The following is a 15,618-nucleotide window of genomic DNA, read 5'->3' as shown; positions in this document are numbered from 1 at the left end:
CGGCCCGTTTCTTACGCTGTTTGCGTGACGCCGAGGGGAAGGGAGCCGCGCTCGGCACCCTTGACGATCGGCACACGGACGGCGTTGCCCCATTCCGTCCAGGATCCGTCGTAGTTCCGTACGGACTCAAAGCCGAGAAGGTACTTGAGCGCAAACCACGTGTGGCTGGAGCGCTCACCGATGCGGCAGTAGGCCACGACGTCATCGCCTTCAGACAGGCCTGCTTCGCCCAGGTAAAGGGCCTCGAGTTCCGGCCGGCTGCGGTACGTGCCGTCTTCGGCTGCCGCGCGCGCCCACGGGATCGATGCTGCTGTGGGGATGTGTCCGCCGCGGAGTGCGCCCTCCTCCGGGTAGGCGGGCATGTGGGTGCGCTGTCCGGTGTATTCCTCGGGGGAGCGGACGTCGATGAGGGGCTTGCCGAGGTGGGCAAGGACGTCCTCCTTGAAGGCGCGGATCGGCGCGTCGTTGCGTTCGACGACGGGGTAAGTACCGACGGCGGGGGACGGCACGTCCGTGGTGAGTTCGCGGCCTTCCGCGATCCACTTGTCGCGCCCGCCGTCGAGCAGGCGGACGTCCTGGTGGCCGAAGAGGGTGAAGACCCAGAGGGCGTAGGCTGCCCACCAGTTCGACTTGTCGCCGTAAATCACGACGGTGCTGTCGCGTGAGATGCCTTTCGCGGCGGCCAGCGCGGCAAAGGCCTTGCCGTCCACGTAGTCGCGGGCGACTTCATCGTTCAGGTCCGTGTGCCAGTCGACCTTGACCGCGCCGGGGATGTGCCCGGTCTCGTACAGCAACACATCTTCGTCGGACTCGACGACTACGAGCTTGCCGTCTCGGAGGGCACCACCTTCAATTGCTGCGGCGAGCCACTCTGTGGAAACCAGCCGCTCGGGGTGGGCGTAGGCGGCGAACTTGTCATTCTGCTCAACTGGGTAGGACATGCGTATGGCCTTTCACTGAAACGGTCACGTCAGACCGACGGGAAACCGGCCGGTCACTGCTTTCAACACTAGTCACGGGCCGTGCTGAAAGCTCCCCTGCGTTAACAGGACGAAATGTGCGCTTGGTCACGCGCGGCGGGCGGGGGTGGTCCGGGGCTCTTGGGGGCGGTACCAATGCCGGTATCCTTTCTGGGGATAAGTCACCAGCAGAACGGACCACCTTGGTACAGATCGAAAAGCTTGCCACCCGGACGCCGGCAGTCTCGGTGGATGAACTCCTCAAGGGTTTCTACCCGTCGCCCAGGTTCGGGCAGGTGTCGTTCTCGAGCTACCGGCCCGATCCTGCCCAGCCCAGCCAGGCGGCGGCAGTGCGCGCACTTGAATCGTTCGCCGGCGGCGTGGGCTCCGGAGACGGGGCGGGACTTTTTAAGAGGCTCTTCGCCAAGAAAGATGTGTCCAGGGCCGGCATCTACCTCGACGGCGGGTTCGGCGTCGGCAAGACCCACCTGCTGGCATCGCTGTGGCACGCTTCCCCCGGGCCGAAGGCCTTTGGCACGTTTGTGGAGTACACCAATCTCGTGGGCGCCCTGTCCTTCCGGAAAACGGTTGAGGCGCTGAGCTCCTACAAACTGGTGTGCATCGATGAGTTCGAGCTGGACGATCCGGGAGACACCGTGCTCATGTCACGGCTCATGCGCGAACTCGCGGATGCGGGCGTCAAGCTGGCCGCTACGTCCAATACCCTGCCCGGGTCCCTGGGCGACGGCCGGTTCGCCGCCGTCGACTTCCAGCGGGAGATCCAGGTCCTGGCCGACCAGTTCGACGTGATCAGGATCGACGGAGAGGATTTCCGGCACCGCGGCCTGCCCGCAGCGCCTTCTCCGTTGCGGAACAGCGAGCTCCACGCCCACATGAAGGCGGAGTTCGACGGCCAGACGGTGGCCGAGGATGACTTCAAGTCACTCATCGCGCATCTGGCCGGTGTCCACCCGAGCCGCTACCGGAAGCTCATCGATGGCGTGGACGGCGTTGTCTGGCGGGATGTGGAAACCATCACCGAACAGGCTGTTGCGCTGCGGTTCGTGGTTCTGGCCGACCGGCTGTACGACAAGGATGTTCCGATCCTGGCCAGCGGGGTTCCGTTCGACAAGCTGTTCACCGAGGAAATGATGACCGGCGGCTACATGAAGAAGTACTTCCGGGCGGTCTCCCGCCTCACCGCGCTGGCCCGCGAAGGCCAGAACCACGAACCGGCTCTTTAGGGCGCCTTAAACACAGGGTCTTAAACGCCAAGGGCACCGATGCCGCCTCTCGGCAGGACCGGTGCCCTGGTTGACGTGTCGGGGCAAATGCCCGGGCAAATCCTTTGTTACGGAGCCTTGTCGACCGGCGGCACGGCGGGGCGTGCCTGGGTCTCATTCGGCTTTCCGTCTGCATTGTCAACGAAGTTGGAAGCGCCATTCTGGACTTTATCTACGTGGCCGGCATACTTGCCGCCCGTCTTCGTGTCGACGAAGTCGCCGCCCTTTTGGATGCCGTCCTTGATGGCCTGCTCGTTGCCGCGGATCAGACCCTGAGCCTTGCCCTTTAGATCGTCAATTAATCCCACGAGCACCTCCCTTCAATCGCGGAGCCAGTTCGCTCCTCCGCAGTCGATCCTAGCCCTCGCGAGGACATATGCCAAGGTCTAGTTGACAACTTCTGTCACACGATATGAAGACATGAAAAAAGCAGCTCCCGGGGGAACTGCTTTCTGGTGGGCGATACTGGGATCGAACCAGTGACCTCTTCCGTGTCAGGGAAGCGCGCTACCGCTGCGCCAATCGCCCGGAACCGGATAACCGGCTAATCCTGGGTTCGAATCCGTAAGGATGTAAGAGAGCGGACGACGAGATTCGAACTCGCGACATCCACCTTGGCAAGGTGGTGCTCTACCAGCTGAGCTACGTCCGCACATGAAGCACGATCCGGAAAGTCCGGACGTTCAACAACAAGCAAGTTTCCTTGCTCTGGTGGGCGATACTGGGATCGAACCAGTGACCTCTTCCGTGTCAGGGAAGCGCGCTACCGCTGCGCCAATCGCCCATTGCATCCGGCAGCACCGGAAACCATGGTTTTCACCGAGGTGGGTACGGGATTCGAACCCGTGTATACGGCTTTGCAGGCCGCTGCCTCGCCTCTCGGCCAACCCACCGTGTAAGCATAAATTCCTGGGAATCCAGCCGTGACAGTGTCCTGCGAGCGGACGACGAGATTCGAACTCGCGACATCCACCTTGGCAAGGTGGTGCTCTACCAGCTGAGCTACGTCCGCATTTTGGAGCGGTGATTCCTTGCCGTGAGCGGCATTTCCTCGCGTTCCAACGAGTAAAAACTCTATAGGAGGTTCAGGGAATCTCCAAATCGTCCTCCGCTGCAGCTTCGTCAACCGGTCTACTTCCTTGAATTCTAGGGAAATTTTTGAATTACAGAGGTGTAGTTCACGGCATTCATGCGCCACGGCTTTCTGCCGGATTGCCTTCCAGGTCCCCGCCTCTTGGCTCCCTCATCCGTCCGTCATCGCCGGCTCTTCCCCGCGGGTGCCGTCCGATTTCCGTAAACGCCACATCGTCCGCTAGCATTCAAATGCATCGGGGCGATTGGCGCAGTGGTAGCGCGCTTCGTTCACACCGAAGAGGTCACTGGTTCGAACCCAGTATCGCCCACCGATGGATGGTCCGTTCCGCACAGGGAAAACCTGCGCGGGGCGGACTTTTCTGTTTCCGGACCTTACTGTCAGCCCCCTGTGAAAGAGTCTTGCCATGACTGATCCACTCCTCGCCCACGCCACGGAATATGGCCGGATGTACGCGCGCTCCACCACCGAGGCGTTCTCAGTTCCTTCCATCACCACGGTGATCGGTCAGCAGCCGCACGGCCTGGACGGCTGGTTTGGGTACATGGGGGCGAGCAGCCTGGCGAAGGATCCTTCGCTGCCCGAGATCCTTGGAAGTCCGGCCAAGGTCCGGCAGGCCGTGAACCGGGCGGCCAAGGCGGCGGAGGCTTACCGCGACGAGGCTGCCCAGCGCGGCGACCGCGTCCACAACTACTGCGAACAGGTGGCCCTGCGGGCCCTGGGCCGTCCGCATCAGATGCAGGAAGCCCGGGAGGCGCTGGCAGCCAACGGCGAGGAGGCCTTCGCGGCCCGCTTCGACGAGTGGTGGCAGCTGTTCCGTGTAGAGCCCGTGGCTCCGGAGATCACAGTATGGAACAAGACCGTTGGATACGCCGGAACCCTGGACCTCGTGGCCAAAATCAACGGGCGGACCTGCCTCATTGACTACAAGACCAAGGGGACCACCCGGGACGGCCAGGTTAAGCCGCTGGATGACAAGGTGGTCATGCAGCTCGTTGCCGGAATGAAGGCGGAGGAGAGCCTCGTGGACGCCGTAGCGGGGGAGTGGGAACCGTGGCGGCATGGCGATTCTCCGGTGCTGCTGGCGGTCGCCATCGGCGAAACCGAGGTTCGTCCGGTGCGGGCGAATCCCGAGGTGCTGCGGCATCACTGGTGGAAGTTCTGCGCGCTGCGCCGCGTCTGGGAAATGTCCGCGGACACCCTGAGCGCCGGGCCCGCCCTGCTCCCGGTGGCGCCGCCGGTGTTTGTCTGAGCGGAACTTCCGGCTGCAGTAGACCACCAGCGCCGGGGCGGCCCCGGCAGGGCTGCAGCAACTAAACTGGTCTGGATCCGTTACCGTTCACCGTGAGGAAATGACTGCAGATGGCAATACTGAATATCCGTATCATCGGCGATCCCGTGCTGCGCACGGTTGCTGAGCCTGTCACGGAATTCGGGCCGGAGCTGGCCAGGCTCGTTGCCGACATGACCGAAACCATGGAGGACGTGGACGGCGCCGGCCTCGCCGCGCCGCAGATCGGCGTCAGCCTCCGGGTGTTTACCTACCGGATTGGCGGCGTCGAAGGCCACGTCATCAACCCCGTGCTGGAGAACAGTGAGGACGTCCAGCCCGACGAAGTGGAAGGCTGCCTGTCCATTCCAGGCCTCGGCTTCCCCGTCCGGCGCTTTCGGACAACCCGTGTAACCGGCGTCGACATCAACGGAAACCCCGTCTCGATCGAGGGGGAGGGGATGCTGGCCCGCTGCTTCCAGCACGAGACCGACCATCTTGACGGCATTCTCTTCACCGACCGGCTCGAAGGAGAGGACCGCAAGGCTGCGCTGCGCTCCATCCGCAACGCGAACTATGACGCCATTACTGAGCGGACGACGGCGAAGCGAGCCAAGACTGTCGGCTCCAGTTTTGGGGGCGGCAGTTTCGGGACCGGGTCATCCGGTGCGGGCAGCTTCGGCACCGCCGAATGAGGGTCCTCTTCGCTGGAACACCGGCCGTAGCCGTGCCGTCGCTGGATGCACTGGTTGATGCCGGATTCGACGTCGTGGCCGTGCTGACCCGGCCGGATGCGCCGATCGGCCGGAAACGCGTGCTCACGCCGTCGCCCGTTGCCGCCCGCGCGGCGGAGTTGGGGATCGAGATCATCCACGCTGCCCGCGTGGACGCCGATGTCACAGCCAGAATTGCGGCAGTCCGTCCAGACGTCGCGGCCATCGTCGCCTACGGCGGCCTGGTGCCGCGCGCGGCCCTGGATATCCCGCAACACGGCTGGATCAACCTCCATTTCTCGCTTCTGCCCGCCTGGCGCGGCGCTGCACCCGTGCAGCGCTCCGTCATTGCCGGGGACGACATCACCGGCGCCGTGACCTTCCAGCTTGAGGAGGGGCTCGACACGGGTCCCGTCATTGGAACACTCACCGAACCGGTCCGGCCCGACGACACCTCCGGAACGCTGCTGGACCGGCTGTCCCACAGCGGAGCCGTGCTGCTCGCCCAGACCCTGTCCGCCGTCGGCTCCGGCGCTGCGTCACCCCAGCCGCAGCAGGGCGAGGTGTCGCTGGCGCCCAAGCTGACCATCGAGGACGGCCGGATCAACTGGTCCGAGCCTGCCCTTGCCATCGGCCGGCGGGCGCGGGGGGTCACTCCGGAACCGGGAGCGTGGACCACCCTCGACGGCCAGCGGCTGAAGCTCGAGCCCGTAGTGCCGCGGCCCGAGGGTCCTGCGCTGGCACCCGGAGCAGTGGCGCTTGAGGGCAAAAACGTGCTGGTGGGAACCGGATCGCACCCCGTGCAGCTGACCCGTGTCCAGCCTGCGGGCAAGAAAATGATGTCTGCGGCCGACTGGGCCCGCGGACAGGCCTCCCTTGAAAGCGTGGTGTTCGAATGAGCGAGTCCGGAACAAGCGGCAGCGGCCGTGGGAAAGGCCCTCAACGCGCCGGGCAGGGCGGCCAGCGCGGCGTCCAGCGGGGCGGGGACGGCAGCCGCCGGAACGCCCAGGGCAGGGAGCGCAACCGCGGCCCGCAGCGCAGTTACACCGAAAACGCACCCTCCCAGCGCACCAGGCGCGCCGACCCCGCCAGGCTTGTCGCATTCGAAGTGCTGCGCGCCGTCGCGTCCGAGGACGCCTACGCCAACCTGGTCCTTCCTGCGAGGATCCGGCACCACGGGCTGGACAAGCGCGACGCCGGCTTCGCCACGGAACTGAGCTACGGCGCACTGCGCGGCCAGGGGACGTACGACGCCGTCCTGGCCCGCTGCGTGGACCGGCCGCTGGACCAGCTCGACCCCGCCGTCCTCGACGCCCTGCGGATTGGTGCGCACCAGCTGCTCGCCATGCGCGTTCCCGCCCATGCGGCACTGGACCAGACGGTGGGACTGGCACGCGCCGTGATCGGGGCCGGGCCGTCCACGCTCATCAACGCCGTGCTGCGCAAGGTCGCTGCCCACACACTCGAGGACTGGCTGGACCTGCTGGTCGTGAACGAGACGGACGCCGTCAAAGTGGCAGCTGTACGTTACGCCCATCCTGAGTGGATTGTGCGTGCGTTCAGACAGTCGCTGGTGGCGCACGGCAGGCCGGTCACTGAAATCGACGATCTCCTTGAAGCAGACAACGCAGCCCCGGTGGTCAACCTGGTGGCGCTGCCCGGGCTCGGCAGCCTGGACGAGGCCCTCGAGAACGGCGCGGCGGCCGGTGAACTCGTCGAAGGTTCCGCGCTGTCCAGCGGCGGTGACCTCGGACGACTGTCCTCGGTCCGGGAGGGAACCACCCGCGTCCAGGATGTCGGTTCGCAGCTCGTGGCCCGCGCCCTCGCCGCCGTCGACCTTGGGAATACCGGCAGCAAGGATAGCGGCGCCGCTGCGGAGTCAGGCGAATCCTGGCTTGACCTGTGCGCCGGGCCAGGCGGCAAGGCCGCACTCCTCGGCGCACTTGCCCACCAGCGCGGCGCCACGCTTTTGGCCAACGAGCCCGCACCCCACCGCGCCAAACTTGTCCGCCAGGCCCTGGGCGCCGTTCCCAGGGAGGCGTGGCACGTGCGCACCGGGGACGGCAGGGAGGTCGGCGAGGAGCAGGCGGAACGCTTCGACCGCGTGCTTGTTGACGTCCCCTGTACGGGACTCGGCGCTTTGCGCCGCCGGCCCGAGTCCCGCTGGCGCCGCACGCCGAAAGACCTGACCGACCTCGGTCCGCTGCAGCGGGACCTGCTCAAGTCTGCCCTGGACGCGGTGAAGCCCGGCGGCGTCGTCGCGTACGTGACCTGTTCCCCGCACCCTGCAGAGACCACCGCGGTGGTCAGTGACGCGCTGCGCAAGCGTGACGACCTCGAGCTCCTGGATGCCGGCAGCGCCCTGGATGCGGTCAGCCTGACCGGGCAGCTGAACGCCGGCCACGAACAGACAGCCCAGCTGTGGCCCCATATCCACCGCACCGACGCCATGTTCCTGGCCCTTATCCGCAAAAAGCGCTGATCTGCAAGAAACCCTGAACGACCAGAAACGCTGGTTCACCCAGAGCGTTAAATCCCTCTCCGCGAAAGGACCCGCATGCCCCAGTGCTGCATCAACCCGAGCATCCTCTCCGCAGATTTCGTGAATCTCGAAGCCGAGCTGCAGCGCATCAGCAACGCCGACTCGGTGCACGTGGACGTGATGGACAACCATTTCGTTCCGAACCTGACCATCGGACTGCCGGTGGTGCAGCGGATCCAGGCCGTAAGCCCGGTTCCGCTGGATGTGCACCTGATGATCTCCGACGCCGACCGGTGGGCTCCGGACTACGCAGACGCCGGCATCGCCTCAGTGACATTCCACGCGGAGGCGTCCATAGCGCCGGTGAAACTGGCCCGTGAGCTCCGGGCGCGCGGATCGAAGGCCGGCATGGCGCTGCGGCCCGCAACAGCCGTGGAACCGTACCTGGACATGCTTCCCGAGCTGGACATGCTGCTGATCATGACCGTGGAACCTGGATTCGGCGGACAGTCCTTCCTGGACCTTACGCTCCCGAAGATCCGGCGCGCCCGTGCCGCGATCGACGGATCCGGTGCCGGGGTGGCGCTCCAAGTGGACGGCGGCATCACCGAGGAGACGATCCTGCGTGCGGCGGAGGCCGGAGCCAACGTGTTTGTCGCGGGCTCGGCCGTCTACGGCGCTGCCGATCCGGCCGATGCCATCGACCGGCTGCGCAAGGCCGGCTCCCTGTAGCCGCAGGCTCCCGCCAAGGGCGTTCCGTGACGGTCCATGGCAGGGAATACCCGGAGCATGCTCTGGGTTGTGTCAGAATAGCAACACACAATACGTGCTCCGGGGTCGGTGTAAGTCCGAACCGGCGGTGACAGTCCGCGACCCGCGAGCCGGTGTTCTCCCAGGAGGACCCGGCGGACGGTTGAACCGGTGAAATTCCGGTACCGACAGTTAAAGTCTGGATGAGAGAAGCACGTACGGCTGTATCTGTGGCGCCTGCCGGCGTCGCAGCATTGCACTGTCGTATACCCCCGGAGCCTTAGCGGTTCTAGAGGGAAGGAACGACACATACGCATGGACGCCCGTACCGTGTGGCCGGATCCGGCGGTAGCCACGTGACCATCCAGCCGATCCACGCCTTCAGTGCTTCCGAAACCCACGCAATGGACGCTGCCCTGGAAGCTGCCCTGCAGGGACCGCGAGGCGCCAATCCCCTGGTGGGTGCCGTCGTCGTCGGCCCTGACGGCCGTCAGCTGGCGACGGGCCATCATCGTGGCGCCGGAACGGCGCATGCCGAAGCCGACGCCATAGCGGCCGCCGTCGCCGCCGGGGTGGACCTCCATGGCGCCACAATGGTGGTCACGCTGGAACCCTGTAATCACGTGGGACGCACCGGGCCCTGCGCGCAGGCGATCATCGCCGCCGGAATAGCGAATGTGGTGTACGCCGTTGACGACCCCCACGATCCCGCGGCCGGCGGGGCAGCAACCCTCCGCGCCGCAGGGGTCAGCGTCCGCAGCGGACTGGCAGCCGAGCGCGCTCTGGAACTCAACCGCCGCTGGTTTGAGGCTGTCGGGGACAAACGCCCGTTCGTCACGCTGCACATCGCCCAGACGCTGGACAGCCGCATCGCCGCAGAAGACGGCACGAGCCAGTGGATTTCCTGCCCGGAATCGCTGGCGGACAACCACGCCATCCGGCGCCGGATCGACGCCATCCTCGTCGGCACGCAGACAGTTTTGGTGGACAACCCGCGGCTCACAGCAAGGGACGCGCATGGTGAAGCCTTCGGCGAGCAGCCGCTCCGGGCGGTCATGGGCCTTCGTGAAATCCCGGACGACGCCGCCGTGCGCGGGGACGACGGCAAGGTTCTCCACCTTCCCACCCGTGACCCGCGTGAAGCGCTGGACCTGCTGTTTTCGGCAGGGGCACGGCACGTCATGGTAGAGGGCGGCTCCAGGATCCTGAGTGCCTTCCTGTCCGAAGGCCTGGTGGACGAACTCGTCGTCTACCTGGCGCCCACGCTCCTCGGATCCGGAACCCCGGCCCTCAACGGCCTGGGCATCGCCACCCTTGCCGATGCCCAGCGGTGGGAGTGGGATGCGGCCTCCGGCGGCGCTGTCCAGACCCTGGGCAGGGACCTGCGGCTGCACCTCCTGCCGGAACGGCCGTCCGGGCCGCCCGAAAACGAAGACCCCGTGTCCGCAGCGGCACATTCAGCAACGCCAATTGATTCACAACCAGCCCGCACAGCAGCGGGCGCAGCCATGGGAGGCTACTGATGTTCACCGGAATTATCGCCGAGCAAGGGAAGGTCCTCTCCGTGGACCGGAACGGGGACACAAGCGCAACGTTGCGCCTGCACGCCCCCGGCACGGCCGACGGCCTGCCCTTGGGCGGCTCGATCGCCGTCAACGGCGTATGCCTCACGGCGACCGCTATTGACGGGAAGGACTTCAGCGTCGACGTCATGGGCGAAACCCTCATTCGCAGCACCATCGGCGACCTCGCCGCCGGCGACGCCGTCAACCTGGAACGCTGCGTTCCGGCAGGCGGCCGGCTGGACGGCCATGTTGTCCAGGGCCACGTGGACGGCGTCGGCGAGCTGCTGGAACGCGAGGCCCAAGGCAACTGGGAACGGCTCCGTTTCGGAGTGCCGCAGCGGCTGGCACGCTACATCGCCGAAAAGGGATCCATCGCCATCGACGGCGTCTCCCTCACCGTCACGGCCGTCAGCCCTGCGCCGGAAGCGTCGCCCTGGTTTGAAGTGGGGCTTATCCCGACCACCCTGGCTGACACCGGACTTGGTGCGAAGCCGATCGGCGGAAAAGTGAACCTCGAAGTCGACGTGCTGGCCAAGTACACCGAACGGCTGCTGGCCTTCAGCGGCTCTGTAGCTGGAGCGGGCTCGGCAACCGGAACCGGCTCTGCAACCGGAACGGAGGGGCAGGCATGAGCGCGGCAAAGCTGGAACCGGCCGCAACCGGCACCACCGTGGCGCTCGATCCGATCGAGGACGCTATCCGGGCAATCGCGGCGGGGCAGCCCGTCCTGGTGGTCGACAATGAGGACCGCGAGAACGAAGGAGACATCATCTTCGCGGCCGAGCATGCCACCCCGGCGTTGATGGGCTGGACCATCCGCTACAGTTCCGGCGTCATCTGCGTTCCGCTCGACGGCGGCCGCGCCGACGCCCTGGACCTGCCTCCGATGGTGGAAGTCAACCAGGATTCGAAGGGCACCGCCTATACCGTCTCCTGTGACGCCGCCGCCGGCGTCAGCACCGGCATTTCGGCCACGGACCGTGCACTGACGGCCAGGGTCCTCGCGGATCCCCGCAGCGAACCCGCTGCGCTGACCCGGCCCGGGCATATTTTCCCATTGCGGGCAGTTAAGGGGGGAGTGCGTGAGCGCCCCGGCCACACTGAAGCGGCCGTGGACCTGTGCCGGCTCGCCGGTCTCCAGCCGGTGGGCGTGATCGCGGAAGTTGTGTACGACGACGGTGAAATGATGCGGCTGGACGGCCTGCGGGTGTTCGCTGCGGAGCACGGTTGCCCCTTGGTTTCGATCGAGGATCTCGTGGCCTACATGGAAGCGAGCGACAGTGTATCTTCACAGGAGAGCAGGCCGGAGCCCAGTCCGGCTGGAGAAGGGAAATGACAATGAGCGGATCTCAAGCTGCGCAGGCGAGCAGTAACGGCCGGGTGCCGCACCCGGTAAGCGGCGGCCCTGTGGTCCAGCTGCCCGGCGCGTTCGGAAACTTGGTGACACAGGCGTGGACCGATCTGATCACGGGCGCCGAGCACCTCGCTGTCAGCTCGCCCAATCCTCCCAAGGATGGCCAGGCGCCGCTCGTCCGGCTGCACTCCGAATGCCTCACCGGCGACGTCTTCGGATCCTACCGCTGCGACTGCGGCGAGCAGCTGGCCTACGCCCTGGAAATGATCGAGGCAAACGGCGGAACGCTCCTGTACCTCCGCGGCCAGGAAGGCCGGGGCATCGGCCTGGCCAACAAGATCAAGGCCTACGCCCTGCAGGAAGCCGGGTTCGACACCGTTGAGGCCAACGAGCAGCTCGGCCTGCCCGTGGACGCCCGGTGCTACAACGCTGCCGCCCAGATCCTCGCCGAAATGGGACTGCACGAGATCCGGCTGCTGAGCAACAACCCGGACAAGCAGAACCGCCTGGCGAACGCGGGCGTCAAGGTCGTGGAAATGGTTCCCACCGAGGTGCCCTCCCGGGAGCAGAACATCCGCTACCTGCAGACCAAGAAAGACCGCATGGACCACATGCTGACCCTGGATGCACAGGGTGCAGGCGTGCCGGGAAGCGGCGCGGACACTTTTGACCACGAACAAGACTGAACGGATCAGGAACTAATTCATGAGCGGACACGGCGCACCCCAGATCGACCTCACCACACTCAATCCCGCAGAGACCTCCAAGCTGCGGCTGGCCATCGTGGCGGCGAGCTGGCATACCCAGATCATGGACGGACTCCTCGACGGTGCGTTGCGCGCCGCCAAGGACGCCGGCATCAGCGAGCCCACCGTGCTGCGCGTACCCGGCAGCTTTGAGCTTCCGGTCGCGGCCGCGCGGCTGGCGCCGCACTTTGACGCCGTCGTGGCGCTCGGCGTCGTCATCCGCGGCGGCACGCCGCATTTTGACTACGTCTGCCAGGCCGCAACGTCGGGGCTCACGGACGTCAGCGTCAACACTGGCGTGCCGGTCGGCTTTGGCGTTCTGACCTGCGACACCGAAGAGCAGGGCCTGGACCGGGCCGGCCTGCCGGGCTCCTCGGAGGACAAGGGGCACGAGGCTGTTACGGCCGCGCTGGCTACCGCGGTGCTGCTCGCGCAGTACTGATCCCTGCAGATTATTTTGTGGTGATGGGCGGGGATGTGACCGACGGCAGACCATGTGTATTCGGTCACACCCCCGCCGTCATGGAAGGGCCCGAAAGGCGAGGTCCGGCCCCGAGCAAGTAGGCTGGAGGGCGTGAAGAATTTCGAGACGCTGTTCGCAGAACTGAGTGAGAAGGCAGCCACCCGTCCGGAGGGCTCCCGCACCGTCGCCGAATTGGAGTCCGGGATCCACGGCATCGGGAAAAAAGTGGTCGAGGAAGCCGCCGAAGTCTGGATGGCTGCAGAGTACGAATCAGACGAGGCGGCTGCCGAAGAGATCTCGCAGCTCCTGTATCACCTGCAGGTCCTGATGCTTGCCAAGGGACTCAGCCTGGAAGACGTTTACAAGCATCTCTAGCCGCGTCCGCGTGGCCCAGCTTGCCTAAATTGAAGACTTCCACACCCAGAAAGACCCACAAATGCTGCGAGTAGCTGTACCCAATAAGGGATCCCTGTCCGAAGCCGCCTCTGCCATGCTCTCCGAGGCGGGCTATCGCCAGCGCCGGGACAACCGCGAACTGGTCATGGTAGACCCGGACAACGAGATCGAGTTCTTCTTCCTTCGTCCCCGCGACATCGCCGTTTATGTGGGGCAGGGAACGCTCGACGTCGGCATCACCGGCCGCGATCTGCTGCTGGACGCCGAGGTTGAGGCCGAGGAACTGCTGCCGCTGGGTTTTGCGGCTTCCACCTTCCGCTTCGCAGGTCCGGTGGGCGATTTCAGCAAAGTCGAAGAACTTGAGGGCAAGCGCCTCGCCACCAGCTACGACGGCCTGCTCCGCGGCTACCTCGCCGAGCGCGGCATCAAAGCGAAAGTGGTCCGCCTGGACGGCGCCGTGGAATCGTCCGTGCGGCTCGGTGTTGCCGACGCCATCGCCGACGTCGTCGAAACCGGTAACACGCTCAAGGCCGCCGGCATGGAGATCTTCGGCGACCCTATTCTGAAGTCCGAGGCCGTCCTGATCCGACGGACCGGTGAGGGCGGCGCCGCGAACGGCACCGCCAGGGAAATCGAGATCCTGATCCGCCGGCTGCAGGGCGTCCTCGTGGCGCGCCAGTACGTGCTGATGGACTACGACATCCGCAAGGATCTCGTGGAACAGGCTGCGGCCCTCACGCCCGGGCTCGAGTCGCCCACGGTCTCACCGCTGCGTGACTCCGAATGGGTGGCCGTCCGCTCCATGGTGCCGAAGAAGGAAACCAACCGGATCATGGATGAGCTGTACGACCTTGGCGCTCGTGCCATCCTGGTCAGCAGCATTCACGCCTGCCGCATCTGAGCCGGGTCTTCCAACGCCCCGTCCCCACACGCGGGCCCCTTCACACAGCACCACTTTGCAGGACATCAGGAGAATCATGGCTGTAGCCGTACGCGTCATTCCGTGCCTGGACGTCGATGCCGGCCGCGTGGTCAAGGGCATCAACTTCGAAGGCCTCCGCGACGCCGGAGATCCCGTGGAGCTGGCGCACCGCTACGACAACGCCGGTGCGGACGAGCTCACCTTTCTGGATGTGACGGCATCGTCGGGCAACCGTGAAACGACGTTCGACGTTGTCCGCCGCACCGCCGAGGAAGTCTTCATCCCGTTGACCGTGGGCGGCGGTGTCCGCGGCGTCGCCGAAGTGGACAAGCTGCTCCGCTACGGCGCCGACAAGGCCTCCATCAACACGGCCGCGGTGGCCCGGCCCGACGTCATTGACGAAATCACCCGGCACTTCGGCTCGCAGGTGCTTGTGCTGTCAGTGGACGCGCGCCGTACCCGCCCGGGCTCCGAGCCCACGGCGTCCGGCTTTGAGGTCACCACGCACGGAGGCCGCCAGGGCACCGGAATCGATGCCGTTGCGTGGGCGAAGGAAGCCGCCGACAGGGGAGTGGGGGAAATCCTGCTCAACTCGATCGACGCCGACGGCACGAAGGACGGCTTCGACCTTGAACTGATCAGGCTGGTCCGTGCGGCCGTCAAGGTGCCCATCATCGCTTCCGGCGGCGCCGGCGAACCCGCTCACTTCCCGCCCGCCGTCCAGGCCGGAGCTGACGCTGTGCTGGCCGCTTCCATCTTCCACTGGGGCCCGGACGACATGATGTCCCAGGTCAAAACCGCCATCCGCGAAGCCGGTTTCGAGGTCCGCTGACCAGGCCCCTGGTTGGGCTGGTCGGTCACCGCTTTTAGAGGCCGACCTCGGCGGACTGCAGAAGCGCGACGGCGTCGGCCTGGCCTTCGAAGGTCACGAGGGCGTGGCGCGTGCGGCCGTGGGCGTGCATCAGCAACTCGCCGGGCTCGCCGACGATGGCCACGGACACGGGAGCGCGCCGTGCCACGTGCCTCGGGCCGGAGGGCCGGACCAGGACAATGCCAAGGTCAACCCCGCGGTACAGGATGGCAGCACGTTTGATCAGTTCGTCCCAGAGCGCTTCGGAGTATTCCTCATCGAGCGCACGGGGTGCCCAGCGGTCGACGGCACGCCGGATGTCTTCCGTATGGACGAAGTACTCGATCAGGTTGGAGCTTTCGTCCAGCGCTTTGATCTTCATCGGAGACAGCGCTGGGGGGCCGGAGCGGAAGGCCTTCACGAGTTCGGTGTAGTCGTCGACCGTTTTGAGCTTGGCTGCGAGCTTGGCCGTTGCATTGTCCGAGGCCTTCGACAGGCGCTTGATGATCAGACCGAGGCCGACTGCGGCCTTCCTTTCGCGCAGGTACAAGTGCGCCGCCAGGTCTCTGGTCTTCCATCCGCGGCAGAGCGTGGGGGAATCAGGACCGGCCGCCAGCAGGGTTTCGGCCAGGACTTCTCGGGACGGTTCGACGAAATGCATCACTTGTGAAACTAGCACGTCGCCACGGGAGTTGCGCAGTGTATCGGCCCGTGAATTGGTGCCGTTCTTCACACTGATCAGGGGGCTGTGGTGAGGCACTAGACTTGACCT

17 protein-coding genes, 6 tRNA genes and 1 riboswitch are annotated in these 15,618 nt (G+C 65.7%); of the genes, 15 read left to right on the top strand and 8 right to left on the bottom strand.

Going from position 1 to position 15,618, the window contains the following annotated elements:
• Window positions 1-11: 11 nt before the first annotated feature.
• Window positions 12-941, bottom strand: a complete 930-nt coding sequence (locus AC5RUM_RS12470) for a sulfurtransferase (RefSeq protein WP_494035214.1) — start codon at window positions 939-941, stop codon at window positions 12-14.
• 221 nt (window positions 942-1,162) lie between these two features.
• On the opposite strand from AC5RUM_RS12470, the gene zapE reads away from it, so the two are divergent.
• Window positions 1,163-2,203 carry a cell division protein ZapE gene (gene zapE / locus AC5RUM_RS12465; RefSeq protein ID WP_400579533.1) on the top strand — a complete coding sequence of 347 codons (1,041 nt, stop codon included), beginning with the start codon at window positions 1,163-1,165 and terminating at the stop codon, window positions 2,201-2,203.
• 107 nt (window positions 2,204-2,310) lie between these two features.
• On the opposite strand, the gene AC5RUM_RS12460 is transcribed toward zapE, so the two are convergent.
• From AC5RUM_RS12460 to AC5RUM_RS12435, 6 genes are all read right to left on the bottom strand, one after another.
• On the bottom strand, window positions 2,311-2,550 hold the full coding sequence (locus AC5RUM_RS12460) for an antitoxin (protein ID WP_494035213.1): 240 nt from the start codon (window positions 2,548-2,550) through the stop codon (window positions 2,311-2,313).
• A 145-nt stretch (window positions 2,551-2,695) separates the two neighbouring features.
• Window positions 2,696-2,770, bottom strand: a tRNA-Val gene (locus AC5RUM_RS12455).
• 51 nt (window positions 2,771-2,821) lie between these two features.
• Window positions 2,822-2,894: transfer RNA gene (locus tag AC5RUM_RS12450), tRNA-Gly, on the bottom strand.
• Window positions 2,895-2,951: 57 nt separating this feature from the next.
• Window positions 2,952-3,026 (bottom strand) — tRNA-Val (locus tag AC5RUM_RS12445).
• Window positions 3,027-3,064: 38 nt separating this feature from the next.
• Window positions 3,065-3,135: transfer RNA gene (locus AC5RUM_RS12440), tRNA-Cys, on the bottom strand.
• A 46-nt stretch (window positions 3,136-3,181) separates the two neighbouring features.
• Window positions 3,182-3,254, bottom strand: a tRNA-Gly gene (locus AC5RUM_RS12435).
• Between the two features lie 319 nt (window positions 3,255-3,573).
• Between AC5RUM_RS12435 and AC5RUM_RS12430 the strand changes: the two genes are divergently transcribed.
• The 14 genes from AC5RUM_RS12430 to hisF all read left to right on the top strand — a co-directional run bounded on the left by AC5RUM_RS12430 (window position 3,574) and on the right by hisF (window position 14,828).
• Window positions 3,574-3,645: transfer RNA gene (locus tag AC5RUM_RS12430), tRNA-Val, on the top strand.
• 96 nt (window positions 3,646-3,741) lie between these two features.
• Window positions 3,742-4,587 carry an aldehyde dehydrogenase family protein gene (locus AC5RUM_RS12425; RefSeq protein WP_400579531.1) on the top strand — a complete coding sequence of 282 codons (846 nt, stop codon included), beginning with the start codon at window positions 3,742-3,744 and terminating at the stop codon, window positions 4,585-4,587.
• 110 nt (window positions 4,588-4,697) lie between these two features.
• Complete coding sequence (gene def, locus AC5RUM_RS12420; protein WP_494035212.1) at window positions 4,698-5,300, top strand: peptide deformylase; 603 nt, start codon at window positions 4,698-4,700, stop codon at window positions 5,298-5,300.
• Window positions 5,297-6,217, top strand: a complete 921-nt coding sequence (gene fmt, locus AC5RUM_RS12415) for a methionyl-tRNA formyltransferase (protein ID WP_494035211.1) — start codon at window positions 5,297-5,299, stop codon at window positions 6,215-6,217. Before def ends, fmt begins: the two co-directional genes overlap by 4 nt.
• The gene (locus AC5RUM_RS12410; protein ID WP_494035210.1) at window positions 6,214-7,800 is read left to right on the top strand and encodes an RsmB/NOP family class I SAM-dependent RNA methyltransferase; all 1,587 of its coding nucleotides are present in this window, start codon (window positions 6,214-6,216) and stop codon (window positions 7,798-7,800) included. Before fmt ends, AC5RUM_RS12410 begins: the two co-directional genes overlap by 4 nt.
• 75 nt (window positions 7,801-7,875) lie before the next feature.
• Window positions 7,876-8,532: a ribulose-phosphate 3-epimerase gene (gene rpe, locus AC5RUM_RS12405; RefSeq protein ID WP_494035209.1), complete on the top strand. Its 657-nt coding sequence runs from the start codon at window positions 7,876-7,878 to the stop codon at window positions 8,530-8,532.
• Window positions 8,533-8,622: 90 nt separating this feature from the next.
• Window positions 8,623-8,770: riboswitch (FMN riboswitch) on the top strand.
• 184 nt (window positions 8,771-8,954) lie between these two features.
• Complete coding sequence (gene ribD / locus AC5RUM_RS12400) at window positions 8,955-10,073, top strand: bifunctional diaminohydroxyphosphoribosylaminopyrimidine deaminase/5-amino-6-(5-phosphoribosylamino)uracil reductase RibD (protein ID WP_494035339.1); 1,119 nt, start codon at window positions 8,955-8,957, stop codon at window positions 10,071-10,073.
• On the top strand, window positions 10,073-10,747 hold the full coding sequence (locus AC5RUM_RS12395) for a riboflavin synthase (RefSeq protein WP_494035208.1): 675 nt from the start codon (window positions 10,073-10,075) through the stop codon (window positions 10,745-10,747). The genes ribD and AC5RUM_RS12395 overlap by 1 nt, the downstream gene beginning before the upstream one ends.
• Window positions 10,744-11,451, top strand: coding sequence for a 3,4-dihydroxy-2-butanone-4-phosphate synthase (ribB, locus tag AC5RUM_RS12390; protein ID WP_494035207.1), 708 nt, complete (start codon window positions 10,744-10,746; stop codon window positions 11,449-11,451). Before AC5RUM_RS12395 ends, ribB begins: the two co-directional genes overlap by 4 nt.
• 2 nt (window positions 11,452-11,453) lie before the next feature.
• Window positions 11,454-12,155 carry a GTP cyclohydrolase II gene (gene ribA / locus AC5RUM_RS12385; RefSeq protein ID WP_494035206.1) on the top strand — a complete coding sequence of 234 codons (702 nt, stop codon included), beginning with the start codon at window positions 11,454-11,456 and terminating at the stop codon, window positions 12,153-12,155.
• Between the two features lie 19 nt (window positions 12,156-12,174).
• A complete protein-coding gene (gene ribH, locus AC5RUM_RS12380) occupies window positions 12,175-12,657 on the top strand; it encodes a 6,7-dimethyl-8-ribityllumazine synthase (RefSeq protein WP_494035205.1) in 483 nt (160 codons plus the stop codon).
• Between the two features lie 132 nt (window positions 12,658-12,789).
• Window positions 12,790-13,053 carry a phosphoribosyl-ATP diphosphatase gene (locus tag AC5RUM_RS12375; RefSeq protein WP_003801526.1) on the top strand — a complete coding sequence of 88 codons (264 nt, stop codon included), beginning with the start codon at window positions 12,790-12,792 and terminating at the stop codon, window positions 13,051-13,053.
• A gap of 61 nt (window positions 13,054-13,114) precedes the next feature.
• Window positions 13,115-13,975 carry an ATP phosphoribosyltransferase gene (gene hisG / locus AC5RUM_RS12370; protein ID WP_494035204.1) on the top strand — a complete coding sequence of 287 codons (861 nt, stop codon included), beginning with the start codon at window positions 13,115-13,117 and terminating at the stop codon, window positions 13,973-13,975.
• A gap of 76 nt (window positions 13,976-14,051) precedes the next feature.
• Window positions 14,052-14,828 (top strand): imidazole glycerol phosphate synthase subunit HisF, encoded by a 777-nt coding sequence (hisF, locus tag AC5RUM_RS12365; protein ID WP_494035203.1) that lies wholly within the window; start codon window positions 14,052-14,054, stop codon window positions 14,826-14,828.
• 34 nt (window positions 14,829-14,862) lie between these two features.
• On the opposite strand, the gene AC5RUM_RS12360 is transcribed toward hisF, so the two are convergent.
• Complete coding sequence (locus AC5RUM_RS12360) at window positions 14,863-15,507, bottom strand: TIGR03085 family metal-binding protein (RefSeq protein WP_494035202.1); 645 nt, start codon at window positions 15,505-15,507, stop codon at window positions 14,863-14,865.
• Between the last annotated feature and the right edge of the window lie 111 nt (window positions 15,508-15,618).

The organism is Arthrobacter sp. B2060, from assembly GCF_059090445.1.
Note: the sequence above shows the minus strand (reverse complement) of the source record. Positions and strands in the feature narration are given on the sequence as shown.